Origin of the sequence: Sphingosinicella terrae (assembly GCF_003347635.1) — a bacterium.
GTDB lineage: Bacteria > Pseudomonadota > Alphaproteobacteria > Sphingomonadales > Sphingomonadaceae > Allosphingosinicella > Allosphingosinicella terrae.
The window spans coordinates 89217-108419 of sequence record NZ_QDFY01000009.1 but is presented as its reverse complement, the minus strand read 5'-3'; the positions used below and the strand labels follow the sequence as shown (position 1 = coordinate 108419).

Here is a 19203-nt window from a genome sequence, read left to right as displayed (position 1 = left end):
AACGAGCGAGATGACTACCCAGCTGCTGCAGCACTTCTCCCAGGCGGTGACTTCAGGCACGATCCGGACCGTCGATCTGACCCAGACGCTTTCGCCCGAGACGCCGACCCTCGTCCTTCCGGAGGAATTCGGCCAGTGCGCCGGCTTCAGCCAGCAGGAGATCTCCCGCTACGACGAGCGCGGCGTCGCCTGGTACTGGAACAATTTCACCGTCGGCGAGCATACCGGCACCCATTTCGACGCGCCGATCCACTGGGTCACCGGCAAGGACCTGCCGAACAACGCGCTCGACACGATCGATCCGTCCGATTTCATCGCCCCGGCGGTCGTGATCGACATATCGGCCAAATGCGCGGCCGATCCCGACTACCTGCTCGCCGTCGCCGACATCGAGGCTTGGGAGGCCGAGCATGGCCGCATCCCGCCGCGCAGCTGGATCCTGCTGCGGACCGACTGGTGCAAGCGGCCGGTCGACGCCTACACCAATCGCCGCGAGGACGGAGCCCACACGCCCGGGCCATCGGCCGAGGCGGTCCGCTTCCTGGTCGACGAACGCGACGCGCACGGCCTCGGGGTCGAGACCATCGGCACCGATGCGGGCCAGGCGCACCTGCTCGATCCGCCCTACCCAGCCCACACCCTGTTCCACGCGGCCGGCCGCTATGGGCTGCAATGCCTCCAGAATCTCGACCGGCTCCCGCCGACCGGCAGCGTCGTGATCGCGACGCCGCTCAAGATTGCCGGCGGCTCGGGCAGCCCGCTGCGAGTCATCGCTTTGGTCGCAGGCTGACGCGGTGGCCGAACGCTCCTTCAAGGCCGAAGTCGAGCAACTGCGTATCGGCGCGGGCGAGGTCTTCCATGGCGAAGGCATTCTCGCGGTCACCAAGGCGCTGCTCCAGTCGGGGGTCGCCTATGTCGGCGGCTATCAGGGCTCGCCGATCAGCCATCTGATCGACGTGTTTGCCGATGCGAGCGAGTTGATGGCAGAGCTCGGCACCCATTTCGAGTCCAGCGCCAGCGAGGCGGCCGCCGCGGCGATGCTGGCCGCCTCGGTCAATTATCCGCTGCGCGGCGCCGTCGCCTGGAAATCAGTGGTCGGCACGAACGTCGCCTCCGACGCCTTGTCCAACATCGCCTCGGGTGGGGTCACCGGCGGCACACTCGTCATTCTCGGCGAGGATTATGGCGAGGGCTCCTCGATCATGCAGGAGCGCACCCACGCCTTTGCGATGAAGTCGCAGATGTGGCTGCTCGATCCGCGGCCCAATCTCGCGCACATCGTCGACATGGTCGAGCGGGGCTTCGAATTGTCCGAGGCGTCCAACACCCCGGTCATGCTCGAGCTCAGGGTGCGAAGCTGCCACATGACCGGAAGCTTCGTCGCTCGCGACAACCGTCGCCCTTCCATGACGGTCGCCGAGGCCGCGGAGTCGCCGATGCGCGACGTCGACCGGATCGTGCTGCCGCCCGCCAATTTCCTGCACGAGGTGGAGAAGATCGAGAAGCGGTGGCCCGCGGCGATCGAGTTCGTCCGCACCGTCCGTCTCAACGAGCATTTCGGCCCCGCCGAGGGCGAGATCGGGATCATCGTCCAGGGCGGCCTGTTCAACACGCTCAACCGGGCGCTCGAGCTGCTCGACCTGTCCGATGCCTTCGCCAATGCGCGCCTTCCCGTCTACGTCCTCAACGTCACCTATCCGCTGGTGCCGGTGGAGGTGCGCGACTTCTGCGCAGGCAAGCGCGCCGTCCTCGTCGTCGAGGAAGGCCAGCCCGAATTCATCGAGCACGAGCTCAACACGCTCGTCTCGCGCGCCGGTCTCGACACCAGGATCGTCGGCAAGGACGTGCTGCCCCGCGCCGGCGAATATACCGGCGCCGTCATCCGGGACGGCCTTGCCGACTTCCTGCGCGCCTGGGCGCCCGAGCACGCGCCGCCCGAGACCCCCGTCTCCACCCCGGCCCCGGCCTTGTCTGCGAGCGCCGTGCCCCAGAGACCTGCCGGCTTCTGCACCGGTTGCCCGGAACGGCCGATCTTCAGCGCCATGAAGCTGGTGCAGAAGGAACTGGGCGCCTTCCATGTCTCTGCCGACATCGGCTGCCATCTCTTCTCGATCCTGCCGCCCTTCCACATTGGCAATACGACGATGGGCTATGGGCTCGGCACGGCCGGCGCCTCCGCCTTCAAGCCGCGCGGCAAGCGGGCCATCGCCATCATGGGCGATGGCGGCTTCTGGCATAACGGCCTGACGTCCGGCATCGGCAATGCCGTCTTCAACCAGGACGACAACCTCACGATCATCATCGACAACGGCTATTCGGCCGCCACCGGCGGTCAGGACATCCCCTCCTCCAAGGCCGAGAATGCGAACCGCCGGACCAACAATCCGATCGAGAAGGCGGTGCGGGGCGTCGGCGTCGGCTGGGCGAAGACGATCCGCCGCACCTACGACGTGGCGGCGATGCGTGATGCCATACGCGAGGCGGTGACCTCGTCCGAAAAGGGCCCGAAGGTGATCGTCGCCCAGTCCGAATGCCAGCTCAACCGGCAGCGGCGGATCAAGCCCCAGATCGCCAAGGCGATCAAGTCCGGCCGGCGAGTGGTGCGCGAGCGCTTCGGCGTCGATCCGGACACCTGCACCGGCGATCACGCCTGCATCCGCCTGTCCGGCTGTCCATCGCTAACGATCAAGCCCAATCCCGATCCGCTGCGCGAGCATCCGGTCGCCCATGTCGAGAATAGCTGCGTCGGCTGCGGTGTGTGCGGCGAGGTGAGCCACGCGGCCGTGCTCTGTCCCTCCTTCTACAAGGCGGCGATCGTCATCAATCCGACCTGGAAGGACCGGATGGGCGATCGTCTGCGTGGCTGGGCGATCGGCCGGCTGCAGCGCTGGGCCGATCGCCGACGCCAGGCGCGGGCCTTCTGACTTGCCGCGTCAGCGTATCACTATAGCCATTCTGGGCCTGGGCGGCCAGGGCGGCGGAGTTCTCGCCGACTGGATCGTCCAGCTCGGCGAGAATGCGGACTATGTCGCCCAGGGCACCTCCGTCCCCGGCACCGCCCAACGGACCGGGACGACCGTCTATTACGTCGAGATGATGCCGCAGGAGGGCCCGGTCGATCCGGTGCTCGCCCTCATGCCGGTTCCGGGCGATGTCGACATCGTCATCGCCGCGGAGCTGATGGAGGCGGGCCGCGCCATCCTTCGGGGCTTCGTCACCGGCGACCGGACCACCCTGATCGCCTCCACCCACCGCATCTACGCCATCGCCGAGAAATCGGCCCCGGGCGACGGCCGGGCGAGCGAGCGGAGGGTCCTGGAGGCCGCGCGCGAGCGGGCGCAGCACTTCATCGGCTTCGACATGGACGCGGTGTCGGAACGGACCGCCAGCGTCATCAGCTCGGTCCTGTTCGGCGCGCTGGCGGGCAGCGGCGCCCTCCCCTTCGCCCGCACGGCGTTCGAGGCGGCAATCCGTGCCGGCGGCAAAGCGGTCGAGGCGAACCTCGCCGGATTCGAAGCCGGGTTCGCGGGCGCTCAGGGGCGGCTGGCGGAAAAGGAACCGAGCGCCCCCGAGGCGCTCCGCACCGAAGGCGCGGCCGGCCGCGCGCTCCTCGCCCGCATCCGCACCGATCTTCCAGACGCCGCCCATGTCTTCGCCGTCGAGGGCGCCCGGCGCCTGCTCGACTATCAGGACGAGGCCTATGCCCGTCACTACCTGGACCGGCTGGCCGCGATATCCTCGCGCGACGGCGAATTGCTACGGGAGACGGCGAGGCATCTCGCCTTGTGGATGGCCTATGAGGACACGATCCGCGTCGCCGACCTCAAGATCCGCGCCAGCCGACTCGAGCGGGTGCGCGCGGACGTGAAAGCCGCCCCCGGACAGATCGTCCGCGTGACCGAGTATATGCACCCCCGGCTCGAAGAGATTTGCGATACTCTGCCCGCGGCCCTTGGCCGCAGCATCCTCGCCAGCCCGCGACTCTCGGGCCAACTGCACCGCTTCTTCGCCAAGGGCCGCCATGTCGAGACGACCAGCCTGCGCTGGTTCCTCCTCCTGTCCCTGCTGGCGGGCTTTCGCCGCTGGCGGCGCGGCACCCTGCGTTACGCGGACGAGCAGGCGCGGATCGATGCGTGGCTCGGCCTGATCCGCGACGCGGCGACGCGCGATCCGGCGCTGGCAACGGAGCTTGCCAAGTGCCAGCAGCTCATCAAGGGCTATGGCGACACCTTCGCCCGCGGCCTCGCCAAATATGACCGGGTGATCGCGCAGTATCGCGATGGCAAGCTGGACGCGGCGCAGCTGCGCCGCCTGCGCGAGGCTGCGCTCGCGGACGAGGAAGGCGGGGCGCCCGAGGCGACGATCGCGCGCGTAGGGGGCTCGGCCTAGCTTCGGTTTTTTCCTTCTTCCGCTCCCGGGAAGAAGCTGGGTTCCCGCTTGCGCGAGAATGACGAAGGAGTCTGCCGCGAATGGCTCAAGCCGGTCCGGACGGCACGCCCTCTACTCCGCCCGCGCCAGCTGCGCCTCGATCCAGCGATCGGCGATCGCATCGAGCATGCTCAATGGCACCTGGCCCTGGGCCAAGATGAGGTCGTGGAAGGCGCGTATGTCGAACCGGTCGCCGAGCCGCTGCTCGGCGCGCCGCCGGATTTCGACGATCCGCAGCTCTCCGACCTTGTAGGCGACGGCACCACCCGGCGCGCCGATATAGCGGGCCAGCTCGGTATCAATATTGATGTCGGCCAGCGCTGTATTCCCGGTGAAGCAGGCCCGTGCTTGCTCGTAGGTCCAGCCCATCACATGGATGCCGGTGTCCACCACGAGGCGGCAGGCACGCCACATCTCGGTGGAGAGGCTTCCGAAGGCTTCGAAGGGATCTCGGTAGACGCCCATTTCGTGGCCCAGGCGCTCGGCATAGAGCGCTCAGCCTTCGCGATAGGCGAGCATGTCGCGCTGCCGCCGGAAGGACGGCAACTCGCCCCGCTCGCTGGTGAGCGCGAAATGGGTATGGTGCCCCGGCGCCGCCTCGTGCAGCGCCAGGGCCGGGAGCTCGTAGAGCGGCCTTTGGTCGAGATGCGAAGTGTTGACGATGAAGCGGCCCGGAAAGCCGCGGGCGAAGTCGCCGCCGCCGTAGCGCGCCGTGGTATAGCCCTCCTCCAGGTCGCGCGGCACCGGCTCGACGGTGAAGGGCTGCCGCGGCAGCAGACCGAAATAGCGCGGCAGCACGCCGTCGATGCGCTTGGCCACCGCGCTCGCCCGCTCGAGCAGCTGCTCGCGGCTGGTGGCATAGAAGCGCGGATCGGTGCGCAGAAAGGCCAGCCATTCCGCGAAGCTGCCCTGGAAGCCGGCGGCGGCGATGACCCGCTCCATCTCGGTGCGAATCCGCCTCACTTCGGCCAGGCCGAGCGCATGGATCTGCTCCGCGCTGAGGTCCGTCGTCGTATAGTAGCGCAGCAGGAAATCGTAATAGGACCGCCCGTGCGGAATCGAGGCGATGCCGATCTGCGTCCGCGCCGCGGCGCGATAGGGGCCGTCGACGAAGGCCAGCATCTCGCGCTGGGCCGGGCGAATCCGATCGGCGACCAAGGCGGTCGCCTCCGCCAGCAATGCGGGACTCGTTGAAAACGTCCTGAGCGGGTCGAGCAACGGATCCTGCTCGGGCTGCGGCGCGGTCTGGTTGCGGAGGATCGCCACCGCGACATCCACGACCCGCTCCGGTTGGGTCCAGCCGGTCGCCATTCCACGCTCAAGATTGGCTCGCTGCTCGGTGAAATAGGCCGGAACCGAGGCGAGGCGATCGACCCAGGTGCGCGCCTCGGCCTCACTTCGCAGGACGGTCGATCGGGCGGCGTGATAGGGCGTGTTGTAGAAGCCCTCATGAGCGACGAAGGCGAAGCGGCGCTCGTCGAAGTCGATCCCCTCGATCCGCCAGTCGATCAGCTGGCGCAGATAGTCGCGGTTGAGCGCCGCCTCGGTGTCGAGCGAAACTGCGTCGACCGCCTGGAGCTGGGTCCGAAGCGCGACCAGGCCCGCGCGGCGCTCCGCCATGGCCTCCGACGTCTCTCGCGGCCAGCCTTCGCGCGCAGAGGACGGATCCGATCGCCCGGCCTCCATCGGATATTCCCGAGTGAAGCGCTCATAGCCGGCGATCACCTCCGCAAGCGTCGACGGCGACGCGGCGCCGCCGAGAAGCAGCGCGGCCGCCGAGAGGCTGATCCGGAGTGCGAGGGCGGGGACTCGTTTCGCCATTTCCTTCCCTTCAGTCCGAGAGATAGGCCAGAGTCATCATCGCCTTCGGCAGCTGCGCCGCCGCCCGATGGAAGCGGATCGGCTTGGGCCGCCGCGGGCTTATCGGCAGCGTCTCGAAATCGTCCGAGGCCAACGCGCCGGCGAGGGCGATTCCGATCGCCGTGTTGATCGAGATGCCGCGCCCGTTGCAGGCTTGGACGACAAAGGCGCCGCCGCCGAGATTATAGATCTCCGGCAGGAAGGAGCCGTTGATCCAGGCGACGCCCTCCCAAAGCGCCTCGATCCGCACCGACTCCAGCCCCTCGAAATGGCGCGCCAGCCGCCGCCGCGCCTCGTTCAGCGAGGCCTGCTGGCCTCGGATCAGGAAGGAATTGGGAAAGGCCGATATCAGGCGGCCGTCACCGTCATAGCGCCCGGTGAAGATATAGGCCGCCTTGTCGGTGAAGGCGCCGCCCTGCGGCAGCACCCTCGTGCGCAACTCGCGCGGCAGCGGCTCGGTCGCGAACTCGACGACGTGGAGCGGCAGCGCCGCGTGCCGCATCGCCGGATGAAGCCGAGCATTGCCGCCGTTCGCGGCCAGGACGACTCGGCGCGCCCGCACCCGACCGTGCGGCGTGCGCGCCCGCCAGCCGTCGTCCACGCGCTCGAGCGCCTCCACGGGGCTGGCGACGTGGAGACGTGCCCCTGCCTCGACCGCGGCACGCGCGAGGCCGCGCACATAGGCCAAAGGATTGAGCGACCCGCCTCGGCCGAAACGCAGGGCGCCGCAATAAGCGCGCGTGCCGAGAATCTCGTGGGTCTCCGACTTGCCGATGAAGGAGACGTCGAAGCCACGCTCGGCCCATTCGACCGCCGCTTGCGCGTGGGTGGCGGCGAGCCGCTGGTTGTGGACGGGCGTGTAGAAGCCGTCCTGCCGGGCGTCGCACTCGATGCCGTGACGGGCGATGAGATCGAAGCAGAGCTGCGCCGAGTCCCCGACGAGACGAGTCATGCGCTCGCCGGCCGATCGGCCCAAGTCCCTGACTATACTGGCAGGCGTGTGGCGCACGAAATTGGGCGCGATCAGTCCACCGCTCTGTCCCGTCGCCCCGCTCCCGAGCTCGCCTGCCTCGAGCAGAAGCACGTCCACGCCGGCCTCGGCGAGATGCAAAGCGGCCGTCACGCCGGCAATACCGCCGCCGACGACGAGGGTGTCGGCCTGCACATCGCCGTCGAGCGGAGCCAGGGCGGGCGCGGCCGGCGCGGTGGCCTGCCACAAAGTCGCCTGTCTGCTGGAGAGGACGAAGGGCATCACGCCCTCTCCCGGCGGAAGGCCGGGATTCGGGACCAGAAAGGCGTGCCGGAAGGAAGCTGAGCCCTCCCGAGAGCGGGAAACCACGGCAATGTCATCGAATGTTATCCCTAGCGCCCGCGCGGCGGGCGCGAATTGACCTAGGCGGGGGACGCGGACGTCTCCGCACTTCGTCGCGTGATCGCGACGAAGAGCAGCACGACGACGAGCGCCACCGGCGTGTTCAGGATCATCGGCAACGACATCTCGTTGTTGCCGACGATGGAGACGGCGATGAAGATGGCCGTGCCCTCCTGGCGCATCAGATGCTCGATGCTGATCGCGATATTCTCGCGCCTGGTGAGGCCGGCGAAGCGGACGAGCGTCATCACGACCGCAATCATCGCCAGGTTGAGGCCGACCGTGATCCAGAAGAGCGCGCCCAGATTCTCGCGAAGGACGGGGATCTGATCGACCAGGATGAAGCCGAAGGAGGTGAAGAGGACGATTGTCGCCACGCGCTTGATGTGGCCCTTGATCCAGAGCGCGAATTCGGGCCGCAGCGCTCGGATGAGGAAGCCCGTTCCGGCCGGCAAGACGGTGATGGAGAAGATGTCCCAGAAGAAGGAGACGAGCGGCACCTCGACGTCCGCCTCGACGCCCATGAAGTGCAGGATAGCGAAATGGGCGTAGAAGGGAACGACCAGGATGTAGATCATGCTGAGCAGCAGGGTCATCGACATGGACAAAGCGAGGTCGCCCTTGGCCATGTCGGTGAAGAGGTTGGACAGCATGCCGCTGGGCGTCGTCGCGAGCAGGATGAAGCCGACCGCCAAGGCGGGGGTCGGCGCCAGGGTGAGCGCGATGGCCAGACCGATCAGCGGCGGCACGATCAGCATCGAGCAGATGCCGACGATCAGGGCGCGCTTGTTGCGGAAGACCATTCGGAAGTCGTCCGCTACGAGCGACAGGCCCATGGACAGCATGATGCAGACCAGAGACCCCGGCAGCAGCCAGTCCCCCATCAGGCTCAGCAGGTCGGAAAATTGCATCAGGGGACCCTTGGGTTTTCAGACGGGCTCGACGGTGATCTGGCAGGTGCCGTTCCGCCGGATGGTACGGCAGTCGGCCTGAATCTTGGCGAGGTCCTCCTCGACGATCCGGGCGCAGACATTGGCCTTGATCCAGCCGAAGGGCATGAGCAGCCGGCCCCCTGGGCCGTAGAACAGGCCAATGTCGTAGAAGGCGCCCGGCGGAAGACCGAGCGTGCTGCCCGCCGGCAGATAAGCGAGGACGATGTCGCCCGCCGACGGATAGGAGGTGGCATTCTCTTCCGGGATCGCCGGCTGCGGCATATCGGCGGGAAGCAGGCCGGACGGCATAGGCACCGAGATTTCCGGGCCCGTCCAGATGGCGTGCATCGCCTCGAAGCTCGCGCGCCGCGCCGCCAGATCCTGCAGGAAGGCGCAGGATTGCGGCGCCTCCCGCTCGAGCAGCGCGCACCGGGCGGACAGGCCCGATGCCGGCTCGGTCAGTCTGATATGGTTCATTGTCCTGCCCCCGCGGCCATTGACAGATATTCTTCCTTCTGCAGCGCGATCGGGACGTTGCCGTTCTGCCAGAGATAATCGTGAAAATGCCGAAGGTCGAAGCGTTCGCCGAGCCGAGTCCGCGCCTCGGCCAGGAAGTCCAACGTCTGGATCTTGCCGATCTGGTAGCTGATCGCCTGGCCGGGCGATGCGGCGAAAAAGACGGCCTCCTCCTCGGCCGTGGCGCGGTCCATCGGCACCGCCGTTTCCAGATACTCGGCGGCTTCGGCGATCGTGAACTCGCCCAGGGCGAGCTTCACGTCCACCTCGACCCGCAGTGCCCGCAGCCGGGCGAAGCTGTAGATGATCTCGCGGGTTCGGGGGGAATCGTCGAACAGCCCCGCCTGGAGCATCATCTCTTCGGCGTAGAAGCCCGTCCCCTCGTTGGCGGCGCTGTCATAATAGCGCCGGCGCAGCGGATTCGGATGGCGCCAGCTCAGGGTCAGCTGCAGGAAATGGCCCGGCACGCCCTCATGGACGATGATCGGCCGCGGGTCGCGCGCGATTGACAGGTTGAAGAAGCCGAGCGCGGGCGACGGTTCGGGCAGGTAGACGGTGGCATTCTGCCCCACCCGATCGAGACCGGTGAGGTCGAAGGTCCGGCCAAGCCAGCCGATCGGCGCCAGATAGGCCGGGAAGGCCATGGCGTTATAGTGGCCCGCCCAGTCCGGAATCGTAAGAATATCGTGAGTCTCGAGAAACTCGCGGACCCGCAATTCGTCGGCATCCAGGCGCGAGACGACGGCGCCGATATCGGGTCCGATCGCCAGCTCGGGCGCCCCCCGGTTGCGGTTGCGCTCCAGCGCCTCGAACTGGACCGTGCGCGCCCATTCCTGGCGGCCCATGATGAGCAGCTGCTCGGGCGCGTAGGGGAGGAGCGCGACCTGGCTCAGGAAATACTCATAGCCCTGGCGGCCGACGGCGGTTTCGGAGGGAAGGCCGTCGCGACGCTGCTGGAGGAAGGCACGATAGGCTTCGAACGCCGCCACGGCGCGCTCGAGCGCGCCTCTTGTCCGGCGCTCCTGCGTCGGCGTCATAAAGGGCTCGAGCCCGGTTGCCATGCCCTGAAGGCTGGGGGCGACCCGGTCGAGCCCGCCGAGCGCGACGTCGACGAAGGGGCCGCGCATGTCGTCGAGGTTCCGCTGGCCGGCAGTGAGCATCGCCGGGATACTCTCGAGCAGGCGGATCACCCCTTCGGCCCGCGCCCGCTCCACCGGCGGGGGCGGCAGGAGAAGCTCAAAGATCGGGATGAGCGCCTGGTCGACATAGAATTGCGGCTGACGGCGCCAGGCGGCGACGACCTCCAGCTCCCAGCGGGCGCGCGCCAGCGCCGATCCGACCAGACGATAGTCGACCCGCTCAGTCACGCTCTGCGGTGCCTCGGCGAGCGCGCGCCAGCGATCCTCGAAGGCGGCGAGATCGGCTTGGCGCTGCCGTACGGCTTCGGGCGACCAGTCCGGCACCCAGCCGTCGGGCCGGACGATCCGGGGGATGTCGTCGCTGGTGGCCGGCTGGTTGGCGGCCCGCCACTCCCAATATTCGGCGCTCAGCGCCTGGACCGGCTGCGCCGAGGCGGCGCAGGCCGCCACGAACAGGGAGCATGGGAGCATGAGCCGCAGGAGACCGCGCAGCATCACTCGCCGGGCCTCAGGTGGCGGTCGAAGAACTCGACCATCTTCTTGAAGGCGAAGCGGGTCTGCGGAAGATTGTCGCTCGCCCAGGCATGGTTCGCGCCCGGCAGGCTGACGAGCTCAAACATCTGGTTGTTCGCGATCATCCGCTCGGTGAGGGCGACCGTGTCCGAATAGAGCACGACCGGATCGCGGGTGCCGTGGATGATCATCAGCGGATCGCGAACGCCCTGGACCTGGTAGAGCGGCGACTGCGCCTCGTAGCGGCCGGGCATATCCGGGCCGTCAGGCGGGCCCATGATCCACATCTGCGAGGGATAAGCGTGCCAGACGTTGGTGGCCGGCGCACCCGCGATGCCGGCGGCATAGACTCCCGGCTTTCTTGCCAGCGACATGATCGTCATCAGCCCGCCATAGCTGGAGCCCCAGATGCCGACCCGCTCAGGATCGACATAGCCCTCGGCGACCAGGTAGCGCACGCCGCTCTCGAGATCGTTGATGTCGGTCTCGCCATAACTGTGAAGCTGGCCCTGCGTATGGGCGCGCCCTTGCCCCCAACTGCCGCGGATGTTGACGTTCAGGACGATATAGCCCTGGGCGACGAAATACTGATCGATTCCCCAAGTCGGATGCGCGCGGCGTCCGCCCCACTGGTTGCGGACGGCGTCCGAATAGATCGAGCCGACGATCAGCGGGTAGCGCTTGTTCGGATCGTAATTGGCGGGAAGGCTGAGCCGACCGATCAGCGGCGTCCCGTCGACATGGCTGGGAAACTCGACATAGCCGATACTTGCCCAGGTCTGCTGATGGAATTCGGGCTGCGGCGAGCGCGTCACCTGCCTGGCGTCGCGCGGACGCGCCGGATCGATGACGAACAATTCGGGCGGCGTCGTATCGTTGGTGAAGAAGCTCGCAATGTGCCGGAAGTCGGGGGAATAGGTCGGCACGTGCGTTCCCGGCGTGTCGGGGCTCACCCGTTGGATCGGGCCGCCAGTCAGGGCCACACGATAGAGCTGCCGCTCGGGGATGTAGGATTCGTTCGCGACGAAGTAGATCTGGTCGTTGGCGTTGTCCACGGCGAAGGATTCGATCTCCCATTCGCCACGGGTGATCTGCCGCGGCACGCTTCCCGCGCGCTCCTGGTGATAGAGCTGGAGCCAGCCGTCGCGGTCGGTGAGGATGATGAGGCCGCGATCGCCCGGCGCCCATTCGACCCGCCAGTCGGGCCGGATGTGGCGGGGATCGCGTTCCTGATAGAAGGTCTCGCGCGCCCCGGTCGCGGCGTCGAAGACGTAGATGCTGTGCTCCTTCACCTCGAGGTCGGAACTGTTGATGAACAACCGCCGGCCGTCGCGGGAAAGGCCGAAGCCCCAGATATGGTGCTTCGCGTCGGGCCGCTCGAAGAAGCGGGTCCGAAGCGAGGCGAGATCGACGATGCCGATGCGCGCCTGCGTCGTCTCGTCGCCGGGAAAGGCACGGATGACGCGGTTGTTCTGGAGCTCGCCATTGGCGTAATAATGGATGTCGCGCTCGGGCATGGCCCGGTCGTCCGACTGCTCGAACGCAATGGCGCGGCTGTCCTGCGCCCATTCGTAGTCCGAAACGTGGATTTTGGGATCGTCCGCCCCGACCACTCGGCGCGCGGCCGTGTCGCCCCGGGCGGCGGCGTCGCGGGTCCAGAGCAATCCGCCCAGCGTCACGCGGCTACGAGAGTCGACCGGCTGCCCGGAGACGAACGCCAGCGTACGCCCGTTGGGCGAGAGGGTCAGCCGGCGGATCGCGCTCTTGTCGGTCTCGATCGGCGTTACCGTGCCGTCGGCCTCGCGCAGATGGAGCTTGCCATCGACGACGAAGGCGATGCGCTCGCTATCGAGGAACAAGGCTTCGGAGATTCCGCGGCGCTCGCTCTCGGGCGCGACATTGCGGGCCAGGAAGGTCAGGCGGGTCCGCTCGCCGCTCTGAGGCGAGTAGGACCAGATGTCGCGGAAGCTGTAGCCTTCCTCGTTCCAGAGGAACAGGAGCTGCCGTCCGTCGGCGGACCAGCTATAGCCTTCCGGCGTCGTGCCGACGAGGCTCCGATATTGATAGAGCTCGTCGATCGATAGGTTCGTGCCCGGCACGTCGGCCGTCCCCCGCGCCGGCGCATGGCTCTGGGCCTGCGCTTGGGCGGCAGGGGCGGTCGCGACGAACAGCACCAGGGCGGCAAAGGCGCGGGCGAGGATTCGATTCATGTTCATAACAATGCTTTTTCGAGAATGCCTGGACCCGTGTCGACCGCCCTTTCGCCTCAGAAGTTCGCCGTGAAGCCGACGGTGAAGCGGCGGCCGATAGCGTCATAGGTCTGCCGCTCGTAGAGCTGGAACGGCGGATCGCGGTCGAAGAGGTTGTCGACGGTGCCGTAGAACCGGAAGCGATCGTTCACCCGCACGTTGGCGCTGAGGTCGAAATAGTGGACGTCCGGCGTTCTCGGCACCGCCAGCAGCGGCGGCGCCGAGCCCGTCGAGATGGCCGCCGCGATGCGACCGTCCCTGGCCGATCCGACGAAGCGGTGACGCAGCGAGATCTGATACGCGTCAAACTCCCAGGTCAGGCGCTGGCTGAACCGCCACTTCGGATTGGCGCTGCCGCAGCTTCCGCCGCCGATGAAGCCGGCGCAATCGATCGGGTTGAGCACCGGGCTGCTCGTCGTCTCGTTCTCAAAGAGATAGGCACCGGCAATGAAGTAGGAGAGTTCGCCGTAGCGCCCGATCCCGTGGCGGTAGTCGAGCCGGAAGTCGATGCCCGATGCGGTGATCTCGGCGATGTTCTGGTTGCGCAGCGGCACGTCCTGGAGCTGTCCGTCGGGCGTACGAGTCTGCAGCGGGACGCAGAACGGGTTGTCGAGCGAGAGATTGCCCCGGCAGGCGTTGATCGTCGGTTGGAGGCCACCGCCGAACAGCGCGATCGCGTCGGTGATCTTGATGTTGTAATAGTCGACGGTGAATTGGAGGTTCGGGATGAAGTCCGGACGGACCACCGCACCGACCGACCAGGTATCGGACGTCTCCTCGAACAGATCCGGATTGCCACCGGTGACGGCGCGGATCTGCACATTCTCCTGCTGGAAGACGTCGATCAGCGCCGCCGGGACGCCCAACTCGAGGCAGAAGGCACGCTCGGCGGCCGTCCGCGTCGGCGTCGCGTTGCAGAAGTCGGTCGCGAGCGGCGCGGTGTTCGTGGCGCCCGAGTAGAGCTCGGTGATGTTCGGCGCGCGCACCGCCCGCTGGTAGAGGCCGCGGAACTTGAGGCCGCGGAACGGGGAATATTCGCCGCCCAGCTTGTATGACAGGACCGAACCCGCCGTCGAATAGTCGGAGAAGCGGATGCCGCCCTCGAAGGCGAGCAGCTCGAAGCCCGGCCGATCCGCCAGGATCGGCACGTACAGTTCGCCGAACACTTCGGTGACGTCATAGCTGCCGCCAGTCGGCTGCAGGCCGGCGGAACGTGAGATCGCCTCGCCGAGCACGTAGAGCTGGTCTGGCTGGAAGCGTGCCGACTCCTTGCGATACTCGGCGCCGACCGCGATGCCGACGTCGCCGGCGGGAAGCGAGAAGAGCGAGCCGCTGATCGTGCCGCCGACCTGGGTCTGCCGGACGCGGGTGTGGTTCACCAGATCGACATTGTAATAGTCGACCATCTCCTGGGTGAGCGCGTCGCGTCCGAACGGATTGATGACGACGCAGTCCGGATCGCCATTGGCGCAGGAGAAGGGATCGTTGGGGTCCGTCAGGAACATGGCGGCAAAATTGTCGATGAGGACGCCGCCGCCCTGCTCGTCGGTGAGGTCATTCTCGCCGTGGTTGAAGAAGACTTCCCAGTTCAGCTGATCGGTGAGGCCGCCCCGCAGGCCGACGACGGCCCGCCAGAAATCGCGGGTCTGGTCGCTGGTGCGGGGGCCGGATTCGAGGACGCGGCGATTGATGTTCAACGGGACGAGATTGTTGCCGTCCGCATCGAGATTGACGCTCAGGAAGTCGCGCAGCGTGTCCGGTAGATAGGGATTGCGCAGGTCGAGCTGAAAGCCCGGGATGAAGCCCGAGCTGCTCATCGGCAGCGCTCCCAGCGTCGAGTTCACCCGCGTGCGGGCATAGGTGCCTTCCCAAAAGAAGGTGATGTCGTCGGTCACTTCGTAGTGGCCGAGCACCGCCGCCTGGATGCGCTCCAAGGGAAGCTGGAGGTTGTTGAACGGACGGTCGTTGAAGCCGTCGCTCGTCCGGTAGGCGCGCCAGCCCTCCTCCGCGAAGAAGATGCCCTGCGGCCCGATCACGTTGCCGAACGGATCGGTCAGGCCGACCAGGGAGGGCGAGAAGATCGTGCCCTGCGGCGTCACCGCATTTCCGCCCGGGACGAGCACGCCCTGGCCGTTCTGCACCGCGTCGACCAGGAACAAAGTGGCATGGTCGCGAGCCGCACCGCGGGTCTGCGCACGATCGAAATAGTTGGCGTAGAAGACGACATTGCCGCGGCCGTCGGCGAAATTGCCGCCCACGGTGAGGTCGATATTGTAGCGCGCGCTGTCGCCGCGGCTCGAGACACCGGCCGAGCCGCCGATCTCCATTCCCTCGAAATCATCCTTCATGATGAAATTGACGACGCCGGCCATGGCGTCCGAGCCATAGACGGCAGAGGCGCCGCCGGTGACGACGTCAACGCGGCTGATCAGCGCCGGAGGGATCATGTTGATGTCGACGACGCCGTCCTCGCCGGAGCCGACGATGCGGCGGCCGTTCATCAGGACCAGCGTCCGGACGGTGCCGAGGTTACGCAGGTTGACCGTCGCCGTGCCGTTGCCCGGATTGTTCGATTGCGAGCCGAAGCCCGCCACGAATTGCGGCATGGAGTTCAAGATCTGCTCGGTCTCGTTCGCGGCGGTGAGCTGGATCTCCTCCTCGCCGATCACGTTCACCGGGCTGTTCGACTCGACGTCGGGCCGCGGGATGCGCGATCCGGTGATGACGATCGCCTCGCCGCCCGCATCGCCCTGCAGGGCCGTCTCGGGCGCCGTGTCGACGGCGACTGGCTCTTCCACGGCCTGCGCAAACACGGCATCGGCGGCCAGCACCGCCAGGAGGATGGCGGAGCCACCCCTTAGATTCGTCCTCGTCGCCCTACCCCGCTTCATATCCATCATCGCTCCCTCCCGCCCCACGGCATGTGCTTTTTTGAGTGAGAATATGCGTGATTTTGATCATAATTAGGAGCGGCGATCAAGCGGCTTGCCGGATGACGTGAAAAATTGACCGATCTCAGCGCATTGCGCCGAGCGGCGTCCGCCCGCTAGCGGGGCTCATGCGTGATTCGCTGCCCAGTTTCATACCGGGAAAAACACGGCACTCGGCGCGATTCGCCACCGGCGCGACCGGCGGCGGCACGCCAATTCGCCGGCGCTACCGCCGATTTGCGGATTGACCCGCGCGCCGAAACGAAACTATGTCCATATTCACATGAATTGGAGTGCTTGAGATCGGCGCACGGCCGGCACGGCGGCCAACCACGCCGGCACCAAGGGTGGAGGTGCGAGATGATGCGAAGGGGAACGGGGCTTTTCTTGGCTTGGCTGATGACGAGCGCGGCGGCGCTCGCACCATCCGCCGCTTGGGCCGATTCGCCGGCCCAGGCCGCCCAGGCGGGGCCGGAGCGACCGGGTCCGCCGAACGGGGCCGGCAGCTATGACGACTTCGTTGCGCTCTTCACTCAATTCCACGCCTGGCGGACGGCGCGGCCGGCCGACGGCGTCGTCGACTACAGCCCCGCCGCGACGGATCGCCGCCGCGCCGAGCTCAGGGCGTTCCAGGCACGCCTCCCCGACTTCGCTGTCGCCAGCTGGGACCGGCACAAGCAGGTCGACTATCTCGCCGTCCGCGCGCAAATGGACCTCGAGGATTTCACGCTCAACGTCACCAAGCCGTGGGCGCGCGATCCGGGAATGTATGTCGACGAGATCCAGCGCCTCGCCTACACGGAGCTTCCGCTGGAGGGTGAGGAGCTCGCCGCCCTCCGGACTCGGCTGCGGAGCATCCCCGCCAAGCTGGCCCAGGCGCTCATCAACCTCGATTCGGTCGCGGGCGACTATGCCGACCTCGCCCTCCACAATCTCTCCAACGGCGACGGCGTCGGCCACGGCATGCCCTATCGTGCGGTGGAGCCCGCCGGCCTGATCGGCTGGTTCGCCGACCTTCGCGGCCGCGCCGAGCAGCAGCAGCCGGATCTGGTCGCCGACATCAGAGCGGCCGAGCAGGCTATTGTGGAATTCCGCGACTGGCTGGCCGCGAACCGCCCGCGGATGACCGCTAAGGCCGGCGTCGGCCGCGCCGCCTATGACTGGTTCCTCACCAACGTGCGGCTGATGCCCTACGATTCGGACGATATCGTCACCCTCGCGCAACGCGAGCTGGAACGGCATTGGGCCTTCTACACGACCGAGCGGCACCGCAACCGCGAGCTTCCTGAGGTCGAACTGGCGCAGTCGGGTGAGGAATATGAAGCCCAGCTCGCGGGGACGGACGCGATGATCCGGCGCTGGCTGGCCGAGGAGGAGATCCTCACCATCCCCGACTATATGCCCAGGACCTACCAGGAGATGGGCTACAACGCGCCCTGGATCGTCCGCGAGAACGGGCCGATGTTCTGGGAGCAGATCCAGTTCCGCGACGCCTCTCCGGATCATCTGCACGCTACCTTTCCGGGCCACCGGTTCGACGGCCATGCGGCCCGCCGCGTCCAGCACCCGATCCGGGCCCACATCTCGGACAGCGGACGCACCGAGGGCTGGGGCTTCTATCTCGAGGAGACGGCGCTCCAGCTCGGCCTTTTCGACGAGCGGCCGCGCACGCGCGAGCTCATCTACATCTTCGGCCTGTTCCGGGCCGCCCGCACAATCGGCGACGTCCGGATGCAGCGCAACGAGATGAGCGTCGAGCAGGTGATGGAGTTCTGGAAGGAATGGACGCCCTACCTCGACGACAATGTCGCGCGGGTCGATGCGGGCATCTATATCCGCCGCCCGCCGGGCTACGGCATGACCTACACGATCGGCATGATGCAGCTCCAGCGGCTGCTGGTCGATCGCAAGCGGCAGCTCGGGGATGCCTTCTCCCTGCGCGCATTCCACGATTATCTGTTGAACACCGGCCGGCTGCCGGTGTCGCTGCTGCGCTACGACCTCACCGGGAACGACGACGAAGTCTCGCGCTTCTGGGCGCACACGCCGCTCTCGCAGCTCCGGCGCGACTGAGGAGGACCGGCGATGAAATGGCCCGCTCAGCGGCTCGTCCTGGGCTCGAAGAAGAGCTTCGGCATGTACGAGAAGGCCGCGCGGCTCGAAGCGGAGGGACTCGACCTCATCCATCTCGAGTTCGGCCGGCCCCATGCCGACACGCCTGGCCACATCAAGGAAGCGGTCAAGCGCGCGCTCGACGCCGGCATCGTCCATTATGGGGACTTCCGCGGCACCTTGAGCTTGCGCGAGGCGCTGGCGGCGAAGCTGCGCGATTTCAACCGGCTCGACTACGGCGTCGACGAGATCCTCGTCACCAACGGCCTCACTCACGGCTCCTTCGCGGCCTTCATGGCGGCGATCGATCCGGGCGACGAGGTGATCCTGCTCGAGCCTTATTATCCGCAGCATATCGGCAAATCGGAGATGGCCGGGGGCCGTATCGTGACCGCGCCGCTGGACGCTTCGCGCAACTTCGCCATCGACAAGGCGGCGATCGCCGCCCGCATCACGCCGCGCACGCGGATGATCGTTCTGGTCAACCCGGCCAACCCGACCGGGCGGGTCTATACGCGCGAGGAGCTTCAGGACCTCGCCGACCTCGCCATCGCCCACGACCTGCTCGTCCTTTCCGACGAGGTGTACGAATATATCACCTACGACAAGGCCGAGCATGTCAGCATCGCCAGCCTGCCGGGCATGCGCGAGCGAACCATCACCTGCTTCGCCTTCACCAAGGCGTATTCGATGGACGGCTGGCGCATCGGCTATCTCGCCGCCGACGCGAAGCTGATCCCGGCCATCCTGCGCATCGTCATGACGGACGTCACCCATGTGAACGTCTTCGTCCAGGAGGGCGCGCACGCGGCGGTGACCGGTCCGTTGGAGCCGATGCACGCGATGGTCGAGGCCGACCGCCGCAAGCGCGACCTCGTCGTGCGGGCGCTCAATCAGATGCCCGGCGTCACCTGCGCCATGCCCGAGGGTACCATCTACGCCTTTCCCGACATCCGCGGGACGGGACGCGACTCCGAGGAGCTCGCCACCGCGATTCTCGAGGAGGCGCATGTCGTCACCGAGTCGGGCGCCTTCTACGGGCCGGCGGGCGAGGGACATCTGCGTATCTGCTTTGGCTCGGTATCCGAGGCCCACCTGAACGAAGCGATGGAGCGGCTGAGCCGCTTCTTCAACCGGCTGTAGGCCGTCGCG

Annotated in this window: 11 protein-coding genes and 1 pseudogene; 5 read left to right on the top strand and 7 right to left on the bottom strand. The window is 67.1% G+C overall.

Going from position 1 to position 19203, the window contains the following annotated elements; all coding sequences use genetic code 11:
* Window positions 1-10: 10 nt before the first annotated feature.
* The 3 genes from DDE10_RS16755 to DDE10_RS16745 are packed head-to-tail and all read left to right on the top strand — an operon-like array spanning window position 11 to window position 4389.
* Entirely contained in the window at window positions 11-790 is a 780-nt protein-coding gene (locus DDE10_RS16755) for a cyclase family protein (RefSeq protein ID WP_114953939.1), read from the top strand.
* Between the two features lie 4 nt (window positions 791-794).
* Entirely contained in the window at window positions 795-2924 is a 2130-nt protein-coding gene (locus DDE10_RS16750) for a ferredoxin family protein (protein WP_114953938.1), read from the top strand.
* A 1-nt stretch (window position 2925) separates the two neighbouring features.
* A complete protein-coding gene (locus DDE10_RS16745) occupies window positions 2926-4389 on the top strand; it encodes an indolepyruvate oxidoreductase subunit beta family protein (RefSeq protein ID WP_114953985.1) in 1464 nt (487 codons plus the stop codon).
* 111 nt (window positions 4390-4500) lie between these two features.
* On the opposite strand, the pseudogene DDE10_RS16735 reads toward DDE10_RS16745, so the two are convergent.
* From DDE10_RS16735 to DDE10_RS16705, 7 genes and pseudogenes are all read right to left on the bottom strand, one after another.
* Window positions 4501-6114: pseudogene (locus DDE10_RS16735) on the bottom strand (DUF885 domain-containing protein).
* Window positions 6115-6259: 145 nt separating this feature from the next.
* Entirely contained in the window at window positions 6260-7540 is a 1281-nt protein-coding gene (locus DDE10_RS16730; protein ID WP_114953935.1) for an NAD(P)/FAD-dependent oxidoreductase, read from the bottom strand.
* Between the two features lie 140 nt (window positions 7541-7680).
* On the bottom strand, window positions 7681-8571 hold the full coding sequence (locus tag DDE10_RS16725) for a bile acid:sodium symporter family protein (RefSeq protein WP_114953934.1): 891 nt from the start codon (window positions 8569-8571) through the stop codon (window positions 7681-7683).
* An 18-nt stretch (window positions 8572-8589) separates the two neighbouring features.
* Window positions 8590-9069, bottom strand: coding sequence for a DUF3830 family protein (locus DDE10_RS16720; protein ID WP_114953933.1), 480 nt, complete (start codon window positions 9067-9069; stop codon window positions 8590-8592).
* Window positions 9066-10742: a DUF885 family protein gene (locus DDE10_RS16715; RefSeq protein WP_114953932.1), complete on the bottom strand. Its 1677-nt coding sequence runs from the start codon at window positions 10740-10742 to the stop codon at window positions 9066-9068. The genes DDE10_RS16720 and DDE10_RS16715 overlap by 4 nt, the downstream gene beginning before the upstream one ends.
* Window positions 10742-12976 (bottom strand): prolyl oligopeptidase family serine peptidase, encoded by a 2235-nt coding sequence (locus DDE10_RS16710; protein WP_114953931.1) that lies wholly within the window; start codon window positions 12974-12976, stop codon window positions 10742-10744. Before DDE10_RS16710 ends, DDE10_RS16715 begins: the two co-directional genes overlap by 1 nt.
* 50 nt (window positions 12977-13026) lie before the next feature.
* Window positions 13027-15909, bottom strand: a complete 2883-nt coding sequence (locus tag DDE10_RS16705) for a TonB-dependent receptor plug domain-containing protein (protein WP_114953930.1) — start codon at window positions 15907-15909, stop codon at window positions 13027-13029.
* 429 nt (window positions 15910-16338) lie between these two features.
* On the opposite strand from DDE10_RS16705, the gene DDE10_RS16700 reads away from it, so the two are divergent.
* Together DDE10_RS16700 and DDE10_RS16695 are read left to right on the top strand one after the other, a co-directional pair.
* Entirely contained in the window at window positions 16339-18012 is a 1674-nt protein-coding gene (locus DDE10_RS16700; RefSeq protein ID WP_162806686.1) for a DUF885 family protein, read from the top strand.
* A gap of 12 nt (window positions 18013-18024) precedes the next feature.
* Entirely contained in the window at window positions 18025-19194 is a 1170-nt protein-coding gene (locus DDE10_RS16695; RefSeq protein WP_114953928.1) for a pyridoxal phosphate-dependent aminotransferase, read from the top strand.
* The last annotated feature ends 9 nt before the right edge of the window (window positions 19195-19203 follow it).

What these genes read in the sequence shown, in the direction of transcription:
- DDE10_RS16700 (WP_162806686.1), top strand. Translation starts at nt 16,339, where the DNA reads ATGACGAGCGCGGCGGCGCTCGCACCATCCGCCGCTTGGGCCGATTCG.
- DDE10_RS16715 (WP_114953932.1), bottom strand. Translation starts at nt 10,742, where the DNA reads ATGCTGCGCGGTCTCCTGCGGCTCATGCTCCCATGCTCCCTGTTCGTG.
- DDE10_RS16720 (WP_114953933.1), bottom strand. Translation starts at nt 9,069, where the DNA reads ATGAACCATATCAGACTGACCGAGCCGGCATCGGGCCTGTCCGCCCGG.
- DDE10_RS16705 (WP_114953930.1), bottom strand. Translation starts at nt 15,909, where the DNA reads ATGATGGATATGAAGCGGGGTAGGGCGACGAGGACGAATCTAAGGGGT.
- DDE10_RS16725 (WP_114953934.1), bottom strand. Translation starts at nt 8,571, where the DNA reads ATGCAATTTTCCGACCTGCTGAGCCTGATGGGGGACTGGCTGCTGCCG.
- DDE10_RS16710 (WP_114953931.1), bottom strand. Translation starts at nt 12,976, where the DNA reads ATGAACATGAATCGAATCCTCGCCCGCGCCTTTGCCGCCCTGGTGCTG.
- DDE10_RS16730 (WP_114953935.1), bottom strand. Translation starts at nt 7,540, where the DNA reads ATGCCCTTCGTCCTCTCCAGCAGACAGGCGACTTTGTGGCAGGCCACC.
- DDE10_RS16755 (WP_114953939.1), top strand. Translation starts at nt 11, where the DNA reads ATGACTACCCAGCTGCTGCAGCACTTCTCCCAGGCGGTGACTTCAGGC.
- DDE10_RS16695 (WP_114953928.1), top strand. Translation starts at nt 18,025, where the DNA reads ATGAAATGGCCCGCTCAGCGGCTCGTCCTGGGCTCGAAGAAGAGCTTC.